General features: G+C 54.9%; 16 protein-coding genes. 7 read left to right on the top strand and 9 right to left on the bottom strand.

Annotated elements, in window-relative coordinates:
- Positions 1 to 52 precede the first annotated feature (52 nt).
- Positions 53 to 865, bottom strand: a complete 813-nt coding sequence (locus tag IGQ15_RS01715) for a hypothetical protein (RefSeq protein ID WP_297048050.1) — start codon at positions 863 to 865, stop codon at positions 53 to 55.
- A 291-nt stretch (positions 866 to 1,156) separates the two neighbouring features.
- On the opposite strand from IGQ15_RS01715, the gene IGQ15_RS01710 reads away from it, so the two are divergent.
- From IGQ15_RS01710 to IGQ15_RS01695, 4 genes are read left to right on the top strand one after another with little or no spacing between them, the layout of a single operon-like run.
- The gene (locus IGQ15_RS01710; RefSeq protein WP_297048048.1) at positions 1,157 to 1,447 is read left to right on the top strand and encodes a YggT family protein; all 291 of its coding nucleotides are present in this window, start codon (positions 1,157 to 1,159) and stop codon (positions 1,445 to 1,447) included.
- 28 nt (positions 1,448 to 1,475) lie between these two features.
- A complete protein-coding gene (mnmG, locus tag IGQ15_RS01705; protein WP_297048046.1) occupies positions 1,476 to 3,389 on the top strand; it encodes a tRNA uridine-5-carboxymethylaminomethyl(34) synthesis enzyme MnmG in 1,914 nt (637 codons plus the stop codon).
- Between the two features lie 6 nt (positions 3,390 to 3,395).
- Entirely contained in the window at positions 3,396 to 4,220 is an 825-nt protein-coding gene (locus IGQ15_RS01700; RefSeq protein ID WP_297048045.1) for an urease accessory protein UreD, read from the top strand.
- Entirely contained in the window at positions 4,217 to 4,768 is a 552-nt protein-coding gene (locus IGQ15_RS01695; protein ID WP_297048042.1) for an EcsC family protein, read from the top strand. The genes IGQ15_RS01700 and IGQ15_RS01695 overlap by 4 nt, the downstream gene beginning before the upstream one ends.
- On the opposite strand, the gene IGQ15_RS01690 is transcribed toward IGQ15_RS01695, so the two are convergent.
- The 5 genes from IGQ15_RS01690 to IGQ15_RS01670 all read right to left on the bottom strand — a co-directional run bounded on the left by IGQ15_RS01690 (position 4,732) and on the right by IGQ15_RS01670 (position 12,061).
- Positions 4,732 to 6,981: a cation:proton antiporter gene (locus IGQ15_RS01690; RefSeq protein ID WP_297048039.1), complete on the bottom strand. Its 2,250-nt coding sequence runs from the start codon at positions 6,979 to 6,981 to the stop codon at positions 4,732 to 4,734. The genes IGQ15_RS01695 and IGQ15_RS01690 overlap by 37 nt on opposite strands.
- 11 nt (positions 6,982 to 6,992) lie before the next feature.
- Positions 6,993 to 8,327 (bottom strand): glucose-6-phosphate dehydrogenase assembly protein OpcA, encoded by a 1,335-nt coding sequence (opcA, locus tag IGQ15_RS01685; RefSeq protein WP_297048037.1) that lies wholly within the window; start codon positions 8,325 to 8,327, stop codon positions 6,993 to 6,995.
- Positions 8,328 to 8,393: 66 nt separating this feature from the next.
- On the bottom strand, positions 8,394 to 9,923 hold the full coding sequence (zwf, locus tag IGQ15_RS01680) for a glucose-6-phosphate dehydrogenase (protein ID WP_297048035.1): 1,530 nt from the start codon (positions 9,921 to 9,923) through the stop codon (positions 8,394 to 8,396).
- Positions 9,924 to 9,926: 3 nt separating this feature from the next.
- A complete protein-coding gene (gene fbp, locus IGQ15_RS01675) occupies positions 9,927 to 10,973 on the bottom strand; it encodes a class 1 fructose-bisphosphatase (RefSeq protein WP_297048033.1) in 1,047 nt (348 codons plus the stop codon).
- A gap of 77 nt (positions 10,974 to 11,050) precedes the next feature.
- Positions 11,051 to 12,061, bottom strand: a complete 1,011-nt coding sequence (locus IGQ15_RS01670; protein ID WP_297048031.1) for an isochorismatase — start codon at positions 12,059 to 12,061, stop codon at positions 11,051 to 11,053.
- Positions 12,062 to 12,159: 98 nt separating this feature from the next.
- On the opposite strand from IGQ15_RS01670, the gene IGQ15_RS01665 reads away from it, so the two are divergent.
- From IGQ15_RS01665 to IGQ15_RS01655, 3 genes are all read left to right on the top strand, one after another.
- Positions 12,160 to 12,456: a hypothetical protein gene (locus IGQ15_RS01665; RefSeq protein ID WP_297048029.1), complete on the top strand. Its 297-nt coding sequence runs from the start codon at positions 12,160 to 12,162 to the stop codon at positions 12,454 to 12,456.
- A gap of 8 nt (positions 12,457 to 12,464) precedes the next feature.
- On the top strand, positions 12,465 to 13,418 hold the full coding sequence (locus tag IGQ15_RS01660; RefSeq protein ID WP_297048028.1) for a branched-chain amino acid ABC transporter permease: 954 nt from the start codon (positions 12,465 to 12,467) through the stop codon (positions 13,416 to 13,418).
- A 194-nt stretch (positions 13,419 to 13,612) separates the two neighbouring features.
- Positions 13,613 to 14,035, top strand: a complete 423-nt coding sequence (locus IGQ15_RS01655) for an ATP-binding protein (protein ID WP_297048026.1) — start codon at positions 13,613 to 13,615, stop codon at positions 14,033 to 14,035.
- Positions 14,036 to 14,037: 2 nt separating this feature from the next.
- Here IGQ15_RS01655 and IGQ15_RS01650 read toward each other — a convergent pair whose 3' ends face one another.
- Genes IGQ15_RS01650 through IGQ15_RS01640 form a run of 3 tightly spaced genes read right to left on the bottom strand, consistent with a single transcriptional unit; the run spans position 14,038 to position 16,772 of the window.
- On the bottom strand, positions 14,038 to 14,865 hold the full coding sequence (locus tag IGQ15_RS01650; protein WP_297048024.1) for an FAD-binding domain-containing protein: 828 nt from the start codon (positions 14,863 to 14,865) through the stop codon (positions 14,038 to 14,040).
- Between the two features lie 4 nt (positions 14,866 to 14,869).
- On the bottom strand, positions 14,870 to 15,598 hold the full coding sequence (locus IGQ15_RS01645) for a circadian clock KaiB family protein (RefSeq protein ID WP_297048022.1): 729 nt from the start codon (positions 15,596 to 15,598) through the stop codon (positions 14,870 to 14,872).
- 4 nt (positions 15,599 to 15,602) lie between these two features.
- Positions 15,603 to 16,772 (bottom strand): type IV pilus twitching motility protein PilT, encoded by a 1,170-nt coding sequence (locus IGQ15_RS01640; RefSeq protein WP_297048052.1) that lies wholly within the window; start codon positions 16,770 to 16,772, stop codon positions 15,603 to 15,605.
- Between the last annotated feature and the right edge of the window lie 4 nt (positions 16,773 to 16,776).

Below are 16,776 nucleotides of genomic sequence, written 5' to 3'. Positions count from 1 at the left end.
ATAAAAAAAGGGGCAAGCAGCCCCCTCGGAGTTGAATGAAAGACATTAATCGCTAGGAAAACATTGGCAGGTGAGAATAGATGGCTGTCCAGAGGGGACTCCAAGGCCCAAGGTTGAGCACTAGCGCTGCGATCGCCACGGTGCTGCTGAACCATGTCAGCCATTGGGCGTAGATATTTGCTCCTTGTTTTTGCGCTTGTAGGTGTTCAACGGTTTGCTGAAGCTGCTTGACTTCTTGGTTGAGATCTGCAATCTCATGGTGTAGCTCGTCAATTTCACGATCGCGATCGCTAACTGTGGCATAACAAGCTGCTAGTTCTGCCTCTTTTTCGCGACAGGTGGCTTCAATCGTGTTTAAAGAAGCGGTCAATGTCGCCGTTTGACTGGCGTATTCCTCTTCAAGGCTGCTACTGCGCTGGTAGGCGGTTTCTAGTTCTTGGCGATAGCGATCGCAATTGTCCCGTAAGGCTTCGTTTTCCGCTTGGCTATTGTTGAGGGCATTCGTCAATTCCGCCACCTGCTGGCGATAGTCATTGACTTGAGTTTGCAGTTCTTGGTGTTGGTCTTCTAGCTCTTGACAGCGGTTTTGCAGCCGCTCCACCTCTGAGCGCAATTGCTCAATTTCTTGGCGCTGGCGATCGCGCTCCTGTTCGTTACGGGTCACCAGTTCCTTTAGCCCTTCAATCCGCTGGGCCTGCTCACTAACAATCCGGTGCAGGCGATCGCACTCTTCCTTCATAAGTTGCACAGAACACTTGTACTGCCGCTGTACCCAAGTCCGTAAAAATGATAGGCCAGAGATGGTAAATCCAATCAGGGCATAGGTGCCCACCAGTGCATGACCCGTGGCCGACATCTGTAACATATTGAACCCCTGAACCTCAGTTGAATCTCAATGAAAACGCCGCAATCCAGAATACAGCCCTTTTCCTAAGGATGGAACCCGCCCAAAACAGTCAAAGCCGCTGTTGGACAGGCCTCTATTCTTTTATTCTTTGGTGATCGCTCCCCCATGCAGGTGCAGAGGGATAACGTTTGGGAATGAATGCAGAAACTTCTATTTCCTAGTCTAGCGAGGGAGAATGACCGTTGGGGCTAGCTTCTTGCCAGCATTGGTACAATAAGGGATGCACTTGAATTTGCAAGGGGAAGACCAATGACCGAGGCACCTGTATTGCCCATTCTGTTGATGGGGATTGCGAACTTTTTGCAGATTTACTTAATTGTGCTGCTGATTCGCGTACTGCTGTCGTGGTTTCCCAATATCAACTGGTACAATCCGCCCTTTTCGATTCTCAGTCAGTTAACGGATCCCTACCTGAATATCTTTCGTGGTCTGATTCCCCCCATCGGTGGCCTTGACTTTTCGCCGATGATTGCCTTCTTCCTCTTGCAATTTATTGTCCAACTCTTATCGGGGTTCTCCAGTAGCGCCACGTTCTTCTAAATCATCGCTAGCCTAGGGTGCAATCGCCATGTCAACGCTGCCTGCGTTTCAGGATGAATTTGATGTCATTGTTGTCGGTGCCGGTCACGCCGGCTGTGAAGCGGCCTTGGCAACGGCACGGTTGGGCTGTCGTACCCTCTTGCTGACCCTCAACCTCGATAAAATTGCTTGGCAGCCCTGTAATCCTGCGGTGGGTGGCCCGGCAAAATCGCAACTGGTGCATGAAGTGGATGCCCTCGGGGGCGAAATTGGGCGTGTGACTGATCGCACCTATCTGCAAAAGCGGCTCCTGAATGCCTCACGGGGGCCAGCGATCTGGGCGTTGCGGGCGCAAACGGATAAGCGCGAATACAGCGCAGTGATGAAGCAGGTGGTGGAAAATCAGCCCAACTTGCTCGTGCGCGAGGGCATGGTCACCGATTTAGTCCTTGATGCCAATGAGGCGGTGATTGGGGTTGAAACCTACTTTGGCGTCGCCTTTCGCTGTCAAGCGGTGATCCTGACAACGGGAACCTTCCTCGGTGGCCGTATCTGGGTAGGGAATAAATCCATGGCCGCTGGTCGTGCTGGCGAATTTGCCGCCGAGGGACTCTCCCAAACCTTAGCGCGGCTCGGCTTTGAGGTGGATCGCCTGAAAACGGGAACGCCCGCACGGGTGGATCGGCGATCGGTGGACTACAGCAAGATGGAACCGCAACCCCCGGATGAGCAGGTACGCTGGTTTAGCTTTGACCCCACAGCATGGGTGGAAAGGCCCCAAATGAACTGCTACTTGACCCGCACCACCGCTGCCACCCACCAACTCATTCGCGAGAATTTGCACCTGACACCCGTCTATGGCGGTTGGGTGGATGCCAAAGGCCCCCGCTACTGCCCCAGCATTGAGGATAAAATTGTTCGCTTTGCTGATAAAGAAAGCCATCAAATTTTCATTGAACCCGAAGGTCGTGATACACCAGAACTCTATATCCAAGGCTTTTCCACGGGGTTACCGGAACCGCTGCAACTGCAACTGTTGCGCACGCTGCCGGGGCTAGAAAACTGCATCATGCTGCGTCCGGCCTATGCAGTGGAATACGACTACTTGCCGGCAACCCAGTGCTTTCCCACCTTGATGACGAAAAAGATTCAGGGGCTGTTTTGTGCCGGGCAAATCAATGGCACCACCGGCTATGAGGAAGCAGCGGCCCAAGGGATTGTGGCCGGAATCAATGCCGCTCGCTTTGTTCAGGGGAAACCAATGATCACCTTCCCGCGGCAACAGAGCTACATCGGCACCCTCATTGATGATTTGTGCACCAAGGAACTGCGGGAACCCTACCGCATGCTCACCAGCCGCTCGGAATATCGGTTGGTCTTGCGATCAGACAATGCTGACCAGCGGCTTACCCCCTTGGGGTATGAGATTGGCTTGGTGAGTGAAGCCCAGTGGCAGGTGTTTCAAGCAAAGCAACAGCGCCTTGCGGCTGAGACCCAACGCCTGCAAACAACGCGCATTAAAGCCCATGAACCCGTGGGCGAAGCGATTGTGGCCGCAACGGGGCAAGCAATTAAGAGTGCCATTGCCCTTGATGAGTTGCTGCGGCGATCGGGGGTGCACTACGAGCTATTGGATCGCCATGGCCTTGGGAATCCGGACTTGAGCCCCCAAGAGAAAGAGGCGGTTGAAATTGCCATTAAGTACGCAGGCTACATTGAACGGCAGCAACGGGAAATTGAGCAGATTGCTCGCCAAGAACAGCGTCCGCTCCCTGCGGATTTGGATTACTTTGCCATCCCCACCCTTTCAATGGAGGCACGGGAAAAACTGAGTGCTATCCGCCCCCTCACCATTGGTCAAGCTAGCCGTATTGGTGGGGTAAATCCGGCAGATATTAATGCCCTTTTGGTCTATCTCCAGGTGCAACAGCAGCGGCAATCCCTAACGGCGGTAGGGGGCTAAGACAAAGTGGCCGGCTGGTTGGGCGAATTGGAGCTGGCCTATGCTGGGCGGCAAGGACAAACGATTCCAGTGCGGGCCTATGCCTCGGCACCCCTAAAGCTGCAACGGTCGTTTTATCCCGAGGGAAGGCGGATCTGCCACAGTGTGATCCTGCATACGGCGGGGGGCTATGTGGGGGGCGATCGCCTGCACCAAAAGATTACCCTTCAACCCCAGTGTCGTGCCCTGTTGACAACGGCTGCTGCCGCCAAGGTCTATGGTCGTGCCCAAATCCCTGTAGAACAAACAATCCACTGCCATGTTGCCGATGACGCTGTTTTAGAATGGCTACCGCAAGAAACAATTGTCTTTGAGGGTGCCCAATTTCATCAATGCCTGCGCATTGACCTTGACCCTCAAGCACAGGTGGGTCTTTGGGAGATGACCCGCTTTGGCCGCACGGCTCGCGGTGAAGCCTTTAGTTGTGGCTATTGGCGTTCCCATACGGAGGTGTGGCAGGGGGGGGTGCCCCTGTGGATCGATCGCCAACGGATTGAGGGTACAACAAGGATGCTGACGGCAATGAATGCCTTGCAGGGGTCTCCCCTCATGGGGACATTGGCTTGGGTAGGTAGGGAAGTGAGCAGCGAACAGATACAGCGGCTGCGGGATTTAGCAATGCAGATTCAGGGGGAGATGGGTGTCAGTGCCCTGATTCGTGGGGTGGTTTGTCGCTATCGCGGTCACTCCATGGGGGAATTACGGCGCTGGTTTGTGGCGGCTTGGCAATTGCTGCGGCAGGGGCAAGATTCTCATCTTACGGCTTGTTATCCCCGGGTGTGGCCACGATGACCCGCAATATTGCTCTTACGGATTACGAGGGGCAACAAATTAAAAAAATTAGTGCTTGGCTGCGGGAGGAAACGACCCCTCTGCAACAGAGGGTGCAATCGGTCAATGCCACAGTCGAGCGGAAGGTCAGTCGGATGTTGTCCCCTGAACCCCTAGCCATTCTGTGCAAGGCGGGCGATCGCCTACTGGCTAATAGTGATCAGGCTTGGCAACACCTGAAACAGCGATTGGGGAACACTTGGATTCCAGTCGACCACTGGCAGGATCTCAAGGATCAACCCCTAGAGGTGTGCGATCGCCTGCAAGCTAGGGGTACCGGTGCGGCCTTGACCAAAGCTGCCGTGGCAGTCCTAATCACTGCTCCCTCATTAGTGACGTTAAGCGAAGAATTGAGTGGCGAGTTGATCCCCGTGATTGGCATTGCTTTGGGGGTTCTGGAAAGCGAACAATTTGCCCAAGAAGTGGCAACGACCGCGCGATATGTTTATCAGTTGCGTTGGCTACTGCGTGCTCACGGTGGCAGTGGAGTGGATCTCGCTTGCAGTTGATCGCCAATGCGCTGTAGAGCAGCCATAGGGCCAGTGAGGAGGAGGCGATCGCCCACCATTAAGGAACAGTCCTCCTTGGGTTCTAATAGGAGCGTTCCCTCTCGCCGCAGGGCACGGATGGTGACGGTCTCAGGCAGATGCAGATCGGCAATGGTGCGATGTTGTTCGCCAATCGCGTCGGGCAACATGATCCACAGAAACCAGGTTTCCCCTTGGGGCACACTGACACGGCCATTGATCAGGGCTTCACAAGCCTCAAACTCTGCTGGCTGACCAACAATCAAGAGGCGATCGCCCCCCTCAAGACAGGCTTCCCCACTGGGATAATCCACCTCGGTACCATCGGCACGGACAATCGCCAATAGAGTCACCCCCGTCAACTGTCGCAGTTGAATTTCCCCAAGACTCATGCTCCGAATGGGGGAGTCCTCAGGGACGGTCACCCAGCGACTATTCATATCCTGAGCCGCTTGCCGCAGGAGACGGGCGGTTCCCTCAGGGGGAGTATCGCCGCGCAAATTGGCGTAGTGGCTGTCGCGCACCTGTTGTACCTGCTGCTGAATGTGACGCTCACCCATACCTAGCGTAAAGAATAGATGAGCGGCCAACTCCAGACTGGCTTCAAACTCGGGTTGCACCACCTCCCGTGCCCCTAGTTGATAAAGCAACTCAATGTCGCGATCGCTATTGGCGCGCACAATGACATCTAGTTCCGGGGCAAACTCTAGGGCACGCTTGAGACAGAGGCGGGTACTCATACTATCCGAGAGGGCGATCGCCATACCAAGGGCTTGATCGACGCCTGCTTTGGCCAGAATGGTGGTACTGGCAGCGTTGCCGTAAATGTAGGGCAGTTGGGCATCGCGCACTTCGTTAATCACCGTTTCACTTTGCTCAATCACCAACACGGGATAATTTTGTTTTTGGAGGAGTTTCACCACACTCTTGCCGACGCGACCATAGCCACAGACAATCACATGGTTCCGCTGCGGCAACCCTGTTAAATCCATGTCGAGGATTTCATCTTCCTTGAGGATGCGGCGCAGTAGAGGTAGTTCCAAGAGCACGGGCACCAGCCTTAACAAAAAGGGTGTCACCAGCAACGTCACTGCTGTCGTGCCGAGGGTGAGCAGATAAACTTGTTGGGACACCAACCCCAAGCCCCGCCCTGCCGTCAGCAGCACAAAGGAAAATTCCCCAATCTGAGCCAGCCCAATCCCCGCCAGTAACGACGTTTTCCAGGAATAGCCAAAGAGCTTGACAATGGGCGTGGTGATTAGGAATTTACCTAGAATCACTAGGCTTACCAGTTCAATAATGCGATCCAAGTGCTGCCAGAGAAACACAGGATCAATGAGCATACCAATGGAAGCGAAGAAGAGCGTTGTAAAGACATCGCGGATCGATTCCACATAATCGAGGGTTTGATCGGCATACTCCACCTCGGAGATCATCAGACCCGCAATAAAGGCACCAATCTCAATCGAGAGCCCCAAATACTGGGTCAGCAGGGCAATTCCCAAACAAAGGGCAACGACACCTAAAAGGAAAAGCTCACGACTTTCTGTTTTGGCCAGTAGCCGTAGCAGAGGGGGCAGCAACCACATCCCAGCGGCGATCGCCCCCACGGCAATTAAAGCAATGGTCAGGACTGCTTGGCCGAGGGCGAGTCCCAACTCCTCTGGAGGTTTGTTCAGGGCAGGTAAGACGGCAATCATCAAGCCCACCGCCAGATCCTGCACCACCAAGATGCCCAGCATAATTTGCCCTTGGATCGACTCCAGCTCATTGCGATCCATGAGGCTGCGTAGCACCACTGCCGTTGAAGAGAGGGAGAGGACAGCACCGAGGAAAATCCCCTGATTGGGGGAACTCACCCAGCCAACCCCAACGGAAATGAGCGTTGTAACTGCAATAGTCAGGAGAATTTGCAGGGCACTGCCCCCCAAGCTAACCCCTTGGACTTTCCGAATTTCACCGAGAGAGAAGCTCACCCCTAGGGCAAAGAGCAAAAAGGCCACCCCCAGTTGTGCCAAACCTTCCACTTGAGGCACTTCCTTGAGAAGTCCCAAGCCCGTTGGCCCCACCAACATACCCGCTAAAAGGTAGCCCAGCAGGATCGGTTGTCGCAGCAAAGCCGCCAACACACCCCCCACTGCCGCTGCCCCCAGTACCACACTGAGGTCAATGACAAGGCGAAAATCTTCGGTCATGGGATCTAATGCTAGGGCATCAATGCCAGCATCTGAGAGACAACGGCAAAACTTTCACTATAGAGGAAGTCCTGTCCCCAGCGCTGAAGTTCTTGACTCAAGAGCACCTCAGCCGTGAGATCACTCAGGGGAGACACGTGGTAGGTACGGCACATTTGAGCACTGCCCCCGGCCTCCATGCGCATACAGCCACGGGTTTCTGAGCAAATGATGGTACAGCAATCGGTTTGGAGATTGGAGGAGGTGAGTTTGAGGTCAATTAAATCCCCCAGCACGAGGCCAGCATCACCCGTTGGAATCCCTGCCAACTCTGCTTTGATCAACCGTTGATCGGGAGCCACCAGTTCTACGTGATAGACATCATAGTCACCGCACTCGTGGTGGATCTGGCGCGGCTGCCACTGAAGCCGGGAGGCTAACCAGCCAAGGTACATTAAAGCTTGGGCGGGGTTGCCCTTTTCGTAGTCAATGACTACCTGGTCAATATCCTTGATGGCCAAGCGGCGTTCTGGGGGATCAAAAGCTTCGGCGGCCAGTTCTTGCCATGCCCCCAGACGGCGCCAGTTCAAATCTACGAAGGGGAGATGTTGTTCCAGCAAAGGAGCAATCGCCCGCAGACCTCGCAGCGGATCGAGAAATTCACTGGAATCGACAATCACCCGGCTAAATTGAGGCGCAAGGGTTTGAAACAACTCAAAGTTATTGAACAAGTCCCCCTTCCACCACAAAAAGCAGGGTAGCTCACGAATGATTAAAGACTGCAACAGGGGTTCGACCCGCTGGAAGGCGCTATGGGTGCCCTTGAGGGTAATGTATTCACAGCAAACGAGAGAACTGCGCATCTTTTTGTTGATCGGACAGTAGGCCGCCACCTGAGCAGTAATTCCCATATCTTCGCCAAGGGTAGGACACAGGGCAATCACCCGACAGGGATTTTGACTGGCGATCGCATCAGCAATGCCACTACCGCGCATATCTACCGCATAGCGATCGCTCCGAGGGGTTCCCTGAGCATATTCTGCCTGCAAAGCCTGCCGCAGTTGGGGCGTGACTCGACCCGTCAAGGGCAAGTTGTGATTCTTTTCAGCAGCACGAATCGCCGACTGCATCCGCGGGCCAAGAATGCCATCAATGGGGCCTGTGTAGTAGCCCAAGGCCGCTAGCAATTGTTGGGTATCATCCGCCTCATAGACAACTAGGGTAAAGGTGGTTGCCCGCACTGCTGCTGGAGCCGTACCATCCCCGCCATGGCTGAGCCAAATTTGCTGCAAACTTTGCTCAATATCATCCAACGAGACATCCACGGGATCTTGGAGCGCTACGAGGGGAGTTGATTCAGTTGCCATACCTAGGTACCTGTCTGTGAATGAAGTTCGGCCTTTATTCCCACCTCTTTCTATGATGGGCAAAGATCACAGTCGCCGCCACCGCCGACCATCGGCATTAATCATCGCTTCTGCGGCATCGGGATCCCATGTCCCCGCTTCATAGGTGGGAATTGTGTCTGGATCCGTAGGGGCATCCCAAGCACTGAGCACCGGCATCACCACCCGCCAAGCAGCTTCCACCTCATCGGCTCGTGTAAACAGGGTTTGATCCCCGAGCATGCAGTCCAGCAAAAGCCGCGCATAGGCATCCGCCGTTGCCATCCCAAAGGAGGAGCCGTAGCTAAAGTCCATTTCCACCGTGCGCGTGCGCAGATCCGCACCGGGCATCTTTGCCTCAAAGCGCAGGGCAATCCCCTCATTCGGCTGGATACGCATTGTGAGAATATTGGGGCTGGTTTGGCGGGCGGCCGACTGGAAAATCAGCAGGGGCACATCGCGAAACTGAATCGAGATTTCCGTAATTTTTTTCGCCAAGCGTTTACCCGTGCGCAAGTAAAAGGGCACCCCCTGCCAGCGCCAGTTATCAATCACTAATTTGAGTGCCACATAGGTGGGAGTGGTGGAGGTGGGACTCACCCCCGGCTCTTCGCGGTAGCCGACAACAGGTTTGCCCTTCATCCAGCCGGCTCGGTATTGGCCGCGCACAGCACAGGCATCGAGATTATCCAGATCCGCTAAACGGGTGGCTTGGAGCACCTTCACCTTTTCGCTGCGCAGACTATCGGCATCGAGGGCATTGGGGGGTTCCATGGCGGTCAAGGCCAATAACTGAAGGATGTGGTTTTGCACCATGTCCCGCAGGGCACCCGCAGTTTCATAGTAGCCCGCGCGGTCTTCAACCCCCACGGTTTCGGCAACGGTAATCTGCACATGATCCACGTACTGGCGGTTCCAGAGGGGTTCAAAAATGGCATTGGCAAAGCGAAAGACCATTAGGTTTTGAACCGTCTCTTTGCCAAGGTAGTGGTCAATACGGTAAACCTGCTCCTCTTTGCACACCGACTGTACCACCTCATTAAGGGCTTGGGCAGAGGTGAGATCGCGGCCAAAGGGTTTTTCAATTACGAGGCGATGCTTTTGGGGATCACTCAATAGACCGGCTGCCCCTAGTTGTTGAATCGCTTCAACGAAAAAGTTCGGTGAGACCGCAAGATAAAAGACGCGATTGCCGCGAGTTTGGCGTTTTTGATCTAGTTCGGCCAGCAGTGTTTTCAGCTTGGTGTAGGCGGCGGGATCATCCATATTGCCAGAGCAATAAAACAGACCTTCGGCAAATTCCTGCCACAGGGGTTCTGCCTGAATGCCGCCGCCAAATTCCTCGACCCCTTGGCGCAGATGCTCGCGAAAATAGTCATCACTCCAGTCGCGGCGCGCCACACCAACAATGGTGAGTTCCGGCGGCAGACGGCGTTCCAGTTTCAGTTGATAAATGGAGGGAATGAGCTTGCGCTGGGTGAGATCTCCACTGGCACCAAAGATCACCAGAATCAGTGGTTCGGGGGTGCGCTCTTGGCGTAGTCCGACCCGCAGGGGATTTTCAAATAGGGTTACCATGGGTTACACCTGTGTCACGGTTGCGTTGGCAGGAGTGGGCTGAATAAAGGATTCCACAAGGGCAACGTTCTCAGGGCTGCCAATAATGAGCGGTGTGCGCATGTGCAGATGATCAGGCACGACATCGAGCAGGGGTTGGGTTCCCGTACTGGCTTTGCCACCGGCTTGTTCCACGAGGAAGGCGATCGGTGCCGCTTCGTAGAGCAGACGCAACTTACCCGCTGGATTTTTTTGGGTTCCCGGATAGAGAAAGACCCCCCCCTGCATGAGAATGCGGTGAATATCGCCGACAAGGGCACCACTGTAGCGGGCACTGTAGCCGGGTTGGCGATGGACATGGCGGACGTAGTTGCGAATCGGTTCTTCCCATGCCCAGAAGTTGCCTTCGTTGACACTGTAGATGGGGCCACTAGCGGGAATTTGCAGGTTCTCGATCGCCAGAATAAACTCGCCAAGGCTGGGGTCAAGGACAAAGACATGGGTACCTTTGCCCATGGAATAAACCAGCATCGTACTAGGGCCATAGAGAATGTAGCCAGCGGCAATTTGCTTGTGGCCATCTTGCAGGAGATCAGCAGCGGTGCCGTCTAGATCAGTGCCCTCCTGCTGGCGAATCGCAAAAATGGAGCCCACATTGAGGTTAATGTCCACATTGGAGGAACCATCGAGGGGGTCGTAGAGGAGGGTGTAACGGCCAATGGGGCAATTTTCTGGAATGTAGTAGGGCTTCTCCATTTCCTCGGAGGCGAGGCGACACACTAAGCCACTCTGCTTGAAGGCAGCAATAAAGACTTCATTGGCATAGACATCCATTTTTTTGACATCTTCGCCTTGGATATTCACAGCTCCCGTAAAGCCCAGTACCCCCTCCATCAGACCCGCTCGACTCAAACGGCGGGCAATGAGCTTGCCAGCAAGGGCAATGCGATTCATCAAGGCACTGAGGTCTTGGGCAGCGGCGTCAAAGCTTTGGAGTTGCTGGAGAACGTGGCGAGATAGGGTCAAACAATCGCGATCAAGGGCCTGTTCATGGGCAGCGTAGTCAGTCATTGCCCCTCCCTAGTGAAGATGCATCTAGCCCCGATCCTAAACCGTCTCTTTTCGGAAGTGGTGAGTCTTTAGATCAACTAAAGATTCCAAGGAGCACTGCTAGTGGTGATCCGGTGCATGCCGGCAGCAGCAAACTCGGCAAAGGTTGCATTGGCAGTTTCGCTAAAGTCCACGACTCCCGGCACCACCACGGGGGACATACAATCCTCAAGGAGATAGACCCGCTGGGCTAGTTGGGGATCCCGCTGTTGAATTTCACTGAGCAGGTCGGCCACTGTCCAAGCAACACAGTGACTTTTGGCTTGACCGGCAATAATCAGGCGATCGCCCGCCAGCAGATGCTCAATCAAAGCCCGATTCACCGGCACCAAAGGACGCCCTTGGGGGTCATGGCTCACCTCTGGCCGCAGCACCGAATAATTTTCCGTCAGGGGGTGGCTGCCCTTGAGTTCGATGCGGGTTTGCTGCTGGCGCGCCACGGTGTGAAAGAAACAGGCCTCCTCCACAGCAGACACAAGGGCATGACCAATCCCCCCCAGCATCGAGTGGTAGGGCCAAATCGTCAGCGGAAATTTGCCTTTGGCGGCTAACTGGGCAACATAGTGCCGGGCATAGGCCCGCAAACTCTCTTGATCAGTCATGCCGAGGGAAGTCAGGAGATGGGGATTGGGTTGCCAGCGCCTGCGCTCAACATCGTCAACGGTAATCGTGGTTAGGGGTGGCGGCGGTTCCCCGGCAGCATCTATCCAAAAGAGGGGATGGAAAATTTGACTGGCGGTGTGGGTATCGAGGGTAACGACAATCTCGCTAATGTGGGCAAGGTGGGTATAGATAAAGCGGCAAAGGCGTTGATTATCCGTAACCGCGCCGTGGACAAATAGCTCAAACTCTGGCAGGCAAAACGTGTTTTGGACATCAATGAGCAGGAGAATTGTACGCTGCGGATCGTTACTCGCCGGCGGAATCTGGTACTGCTGTGCCCATTGGCGAGCTTGCGCTGCCCGTTCTTGGTAGGGAACGCGCCACACCTGAGCGACTTTCGCAGGATCAAAGAAGTCGGGAATGGGCAGTTCTGTTACCGCAGTCATCGCTTGCTCCTAGGGGGGCTATGCTAGAAAATCGTATTCAAGAAGGGCGATCCTTGGTGTGAATTCTATGCCCAACGTCTATAGGTCAGTTCTAAAGGATGCCAATTCAACTTTCTAAACGGCGGGAATGTGGCGGTACATGGGTGGTTGATGTCGATCTGGGGCGATCGCCCACCAGTGAGGAACTCGCCACTCTTGCCCAACGTTATGGCGGTCGCTGTCGCCAGTTTCAACAGTTGGTGTGGTTAGATCTTCCTAGCGGTCGGATTACGGCTTCACTGCGGCTGTCGCGTTTGACAATTCGCTTGGGGGATAAGACCCTCGAAGCGGCGATGATTACCGAGTTGCAGCAACTTGTGGAGGGAAGCGTGCCGGCCTGTACGGTGGCTCCTTAGGATTGGCTATGGCGGGTTGGCTTGGCACCTACGACTTCCTAATTGTTTCAATGACCTTGGGGGCGATGTTGGCCTTGTCGCTCTATTTGCCCCTAATGAGTGGTCAACTCTCCCTTGCGAGTCCAGCCTTTTATGCCATTGGTGGCTATATTGCTGCACTGCTCTCCACCCGTGTTTTTGCAGGACTGAACCCCTATCCTGTCCCCTTAGTGCTGGGGGAAATGGTGTTGGCGGCTATGGTCTGTGGTCTGGTGGGCTGGGGCTTGGGGGTGCCCGTGCTGCGGTTGCGGGGCATTTATTTTGCCATTGCGACGATCGCTTTCTCTGAGGTGCTGCGGATATTGGCACTCAATCTGGAGGTCACCGGGGGGGCAATCGGCATCTTTGGCATTCCCCAACCCTTTAGTACACCCTTGGGCTATTTGTGGCTGACGCTGCCCTTGCTGATGATGGTGGCGATCGCCATCGGTCGCTTGGAACAGACCCGTGCGGGCAAGGCAATGCAGGCCATTCGTGCCGATGAATTGGTGGCGCAGACCCTTGGCATTGATACCACGCGCTACAAGGTTTTGGGCTTTGTCTTGGGGGCGATTCTGGCGGGGGTGGCGGGGGTTTTGGCGGCCCATCTTTTGAATACTTGGAATCCCCGTCAGGGCACATTTGATACGGGGGTGCTGGCACTGACGGCAGTGCTGGTGGGGGGCAATCGAACGTTTGTGGGGGCGATCGCTGGCGGTATGCTCTTCACGGCTTTACCCGAACTCCTACGGGGACTCGCCGATCAACCCTATTGGCCAGCCGCAGTGGCGACTTTTTTCCGCGATGGGCGTCTGATGCTCTATGGGTTGTTGATTATCCTCGGCACGCGGTTCTTTCCCCAGGGGCTTTGTCAAGCTCCCAACTGGCGATCGCTGGGGGGCACTATATTCAAAGTCAAGAAAATAAGGTCAAGACATGAATAATGTAATCAGTCCCCCTTAATTCGCTTGCTCCATGTCTCATTCAATTCCATTGACTCCCGCACCTTATCTTAAAAGCCGACAGAGGGGAACAGTCCATTTCGATTCATATTGGCTGGATAAGATAGCCCTTGGCAGGGGTTTTGAGGATGTTGGTACCCAAGCTTAATTCAAGCCCATTGAGGACAGCCCAGCCCATGACGGTTTCCCTGACATTGACGAGTGATCTAACGCAACTCGAGGCACTCTTGACTTGGTTTAATCAATATCGCCCCACGACGCTGCCCATCGAAGAGTGGCTGAAATTGGAACTCGCCCTTGCCGAGGGGTTTACCAATGCTGTGCGCCATGCCCATCGCGATCGCGCTAGCAATACCCCCATTCGCATTGATCTCTCCCTTGCAGACACTGTGATTGAATTGCGCATCTGGGATCAAGGGGATCCCTTTGATTTGATGGCCAAACTGGCAACACTCCCCAGCCAAATTTCCCTCGATGCTGAAGGGGGACGAGGCCTACGCCTCTTGGCAACCATCATGGATGAATTGGACTATCAGCGCGTCGGAAATACGGGCAACTGTTTGATTCTGCGCAAAACCGTGAAGCCGACTCCCCCATAACCCTATTCCTTGTGGGGGAAAAGGCGGGCTGCCAATTCCTCGTAGGTGGCATCAAAGGGACAGCGATCGCCCATCGCACACTGGCGACAGTATCTGCCATCGCTATAGCGTTCGAGGTTTTGACGGTTAAAAAAGTAGGGCTTGTGGCTAAAGGTACTGGCCACCCACTGCCACGAGAGGTTGTTACTCGCTGGATCGCCATCGAGAAGATGCTGCAAAAACCAAGCAGCTCCCGCCTGCCAGCGCACCCGACACCAATGCACCACATAGGCCGCCAACCATAGCCGCGCATGGTTATGCAAGTAGCCCGTTCGTTGTAGGTCGCCACTGAAGGCATCCATACAGGCCAGCCCCGTTTCTGCTGCGATGAGTGCAGGGGGTAAGTCAGTTTGGTAATCGGCTGCTTGCCAACCTGTTTTATAGGGTTCGATGTCCTGCCACAGGCGATCGCCCCAGCGGGCATAGAGGCGCTGCCAATAGTCTCGCCACGCCAGTTGTTGCAGTAAGGCTTCCGCTTGATGGGGATGAGCTACCACTTCGCGCAAGCGATCGCGCACCGCTGCCAAACTCATCACCCCGTGGCGCAAATAGGCCGAAAGCCCCGTCACCGCCCCCGCCAAAAAGTTGCGACTTTTACCATAACGTAGAGGCTGTATCTTGGCCAAACGCTCTTGGGCTGCTGTTAAGCCACCCCGGGTTTCACTGACAGCGTCATCCGCTCCCACCACATCGGCAAAGACTTGGCGCAGATAGGGCACATAGGCATCACGAGTGCCCTCCATTCGCTCCACAACAGCAGCAGCGAGAAGGTCTTGAGCAGAATCGGTCATCGGTCTAGAGACTCAGTAAACGTTGCAGGCGATCGCGATTATCCAAGTGTCCCACAAGGCGGCGCACCGGCTGGGGATAGACCCGCACCAATGTTGGCGTGGCTTGGACTTGATCCTCCTCCGCCAGATCTGGTTGCTTGGTGACATCCACCACTTTGAGCGTATAGGGTACCTTGAGGGAGCGACTCAGCAAATCATGGAGGTTTTTGAGGGCAACCTCAGCGGCATGGGTTTCTCCGCGCACGTAGAGGCGAAAGACATAGCGATCGGGTTCCGAAGGACGTGGTGCAACACTGCTCAGGGGGGTGGCTTCCTGCAAATCATAGATCAGTTGGTGATGCTCCCACAGTTGAGGAAAGCTGCTGCGATAGGCCTCTAGGGCTTGGACATCGCAGGGATGCTGCGAATCCTGTACCAACTGCCACGGCAATGTGGGCTGATGAGCAGGGGCAAAGAGAGCATTCAATAGGGGACGATGGGGCCATGCCAAGGGATAGACCTCCGCCGCCACTCGCAGGCACTGCTGTTCCTCATCAAACCAGTAATCCACCGCCGCCGTGTAGCAGGGGGATAGGAAAAGGGGCGGCTCCTCCAAATCCAAGAGCTGTTGCAGGGCTTCACAGAGCGATCGGTGCCACTGTCCCTGCTTGGAGGCGTCACGGCAAAAGACCACATCCTCCCCCGGTGTCAAGAGCGCCAACCCCTTGTATAAGACAGGCTTGAGGCCAATCATTGCCCTAGACACGACCCCGTAAAATTTGCGCCATTTCGTTGGGTTTGGGGGAGTTTTCGATGGCGGTTTCCTCGTCAATGCGCCCCGCCTCATAGAGTTCGTAGAGGCACTGGTTCATCGTGCACATGCCGTCGTAGCGACACTGGGGAATAATCGCCTCAATTTCCTCCACTTCACCCCGCAAAATGTAGTCTTTAATGGCATCGGTGTTGATCATGATCTCGTGAATCGCCGCCCGCTTACCATCCGTCGTGCGCACAAGGGCTTGGGCAATGACCGCCACCAACGATTCCGCCACCTGCATCCGCATGGGTCCCTGTTCATCAGGGTTGTAGAGGTTGAGGATCCGCTCAATCGTTTTTACGGCACTGTTGGTGTGTAACGTCCCAAAGACCAAGTGACCCGTTTGCGCTGCTTTCAGGGCTGTATTCACTGTCTCGCGATCGCGCATCTCCCCAATCAGAATAATATCCGGGTCTTCCCGCAACGACGCCTTCAGAGCATTGTCAAACTTCAGCGTATGGATCCCCACCTCCCGCTGGCGGATCAGGGCACGGCGACTTTGGTGGACAAACTCAATCGGGTCTTCAATGGAGATAATGTGCTTTGGCATTTCAGTATTGATATAGTCCACCATTGCTGCAAGGGTGGTGGATTTCCCGGAACCCGTTGGCCCTGTCACCAGAATCAGACCCTTGTGGTAGTGGCAGAGATCCTTGAAGACAGGTGGCAGATTCAACTGCTCCAGGGTCAGAATCTTCACAGGAATCAAGCGCAGCACCATGGCGGGGCCTTTTAAGGCGACAAAGATGTTGATCCGCACCCGGCACAGCCCCTCGTACTGATAGGCACCATCGTATTCAAGGTGGGTACGAAACTGCTCAATTTGTTGGGGGGTCAGCAGTTCATTCAGCCAGTAGTTAAAGGTTTCCTCATCAGTAACGGGATAGTTGGTAATTTCTAAGCGCCCGCGATCGCGAAAGCGCGGCGCTTCGCCAACCCCAACATGAATATCGGAATAGCCGTGCTCAAAGGCCTCCCGCACCAGTTGTTCCATCGTCGGGCCAGAAATACGCGCTGCCGGTGTCGGCATCGGTTGGGTCGGTACCCCCTGTTGGGGCATTCCCACCTGCGGTGGCATCGGTCGCGGGGGCATCCCCGGTTGCGGTGGCATGGGT

This window comes from Thermosynechococcus sp. M98_K2018_005 (genome assembly GCF_015295825.1).
Taxonomy (GTDB): domain Bacteria; phylum Cyanobacteriota; class Cyanobacteriia; order Thermosynechococcales; family Thermosynechococcaceae; genus Thermosynechococcus.
The sequence above is the reverse complement of the archived record's forward strand: the minus strand, read 5'-3'. Positions and strand labels throughout refer to the sequence as shown.

Excerpts from the sequence above, each read along its gene's own strand:
- IGQ15_RS01645 (WP_297048022.1), bottom strand. The coding sequence starts at position 15,598 with ATGATTGGCCTCAAGCCTGTCTTATACAAGGGGTTGGCGCTCTTGACA.
- opcA (WP_297048037.1), bottom strand. The coding sequence starts at position 8,327 with ATGGCAACTGAATCAACTCCCCTCGTAGCGCTCCAAGATCCCGTGGAT.
- mnmG (WP_297048046.1), top strand. The coding sequence starts at position 1,476 with ATGTCAACGCTGCCTGCGTTTCAGGATGAATTTGATGTCATTGTTGTC.
- IGQ15_RS01690 (WP_297048039.1), bottom strand. The coding sequence starts at position 6,981 with ATGACCGAAGATTTTCGCCTTGTCATTGACCTCAGTGTGGTACTGGGG.
- IGQ15_RS01665 (WP_297048029.1), top strand. The coding sequence starts at position 12,160 with ATGCCAATTCAACTTTCTAAACGGCGGGAATGTGGCGGTACATGGGTG.
- IGQ15_RS01715 (WP_297048050.1), bottom strand. The coding sequence starts at position 865 with ATGTTACAGATGTCGGCCACGGGTCATGCACTGGTGGGCACCTATGCC.
- IGQ15_RS01655 (WP_297048026.1), top strand. The coding sequence starts at position 13,613 with ATGACGGTTTCCCTGACATTGACGAGTGATCTAACGCAACTCGAGGCA.
- zwf (WP_297048035.1), bottom strand. The coding sequence starts at position 9,923 with ATGGTAACCCTATTTGAAAATCCCCTGCGGGTCGGACTACGCCAAGAG.
- IGQ15_RS01670 (WP_297048031.1), bottom strand. The coding sequence starts at position 12,061 with ATGACTGCGGTAACAGAACTGCCCATTCCCGACTTCTTTGATCCTGCG.
- IGQ15_RS01640 (WP_297048052.1), bottom strand. The coding sequence starts at position 16,772 with ATGCCACCGCAACCGGGGATGCCCCCGCGACCGATGCCACCGCAGGTG.
- IGQ15_RS01695 (WP_297048042.1), top strand. The coding sequence starts at position 4,217 with ATGACCCGCAATATTGCTCTTACGGATTACGAGGGGCAACAAATTAAA.
- IGQ15_RS01710 (WP_297048048.1), top strand. The coding sequence starts at position 1,157 with ATGACCGAGGCACCTGTATTGCCCATTCTGTTGATGGGGATTGCGAAC.
- fbp (WP_297048033.1), bottom strand. The coding sequence starts at position 10,973 with ATGACTGACTACGCTGCCCATGAACAGGCCCTTGATCGCGATTGTTTG.
- IGQ15_RS01660 (WP_297048028.1), top strand. The coding sequence starts at position 12,465 with ATGGCGGGTTGGCTTGGCACCTACGACTTCCTAATTGTTTCAATGACC.
- IGQ15_RS01650 (WP_297048024.1), bottom strand. The coding sequence starts at position 14,865 with ATGACCGATTCTGCTCAAGACCTTCTCGCTGCTGCTGTTGTGGAGCGA.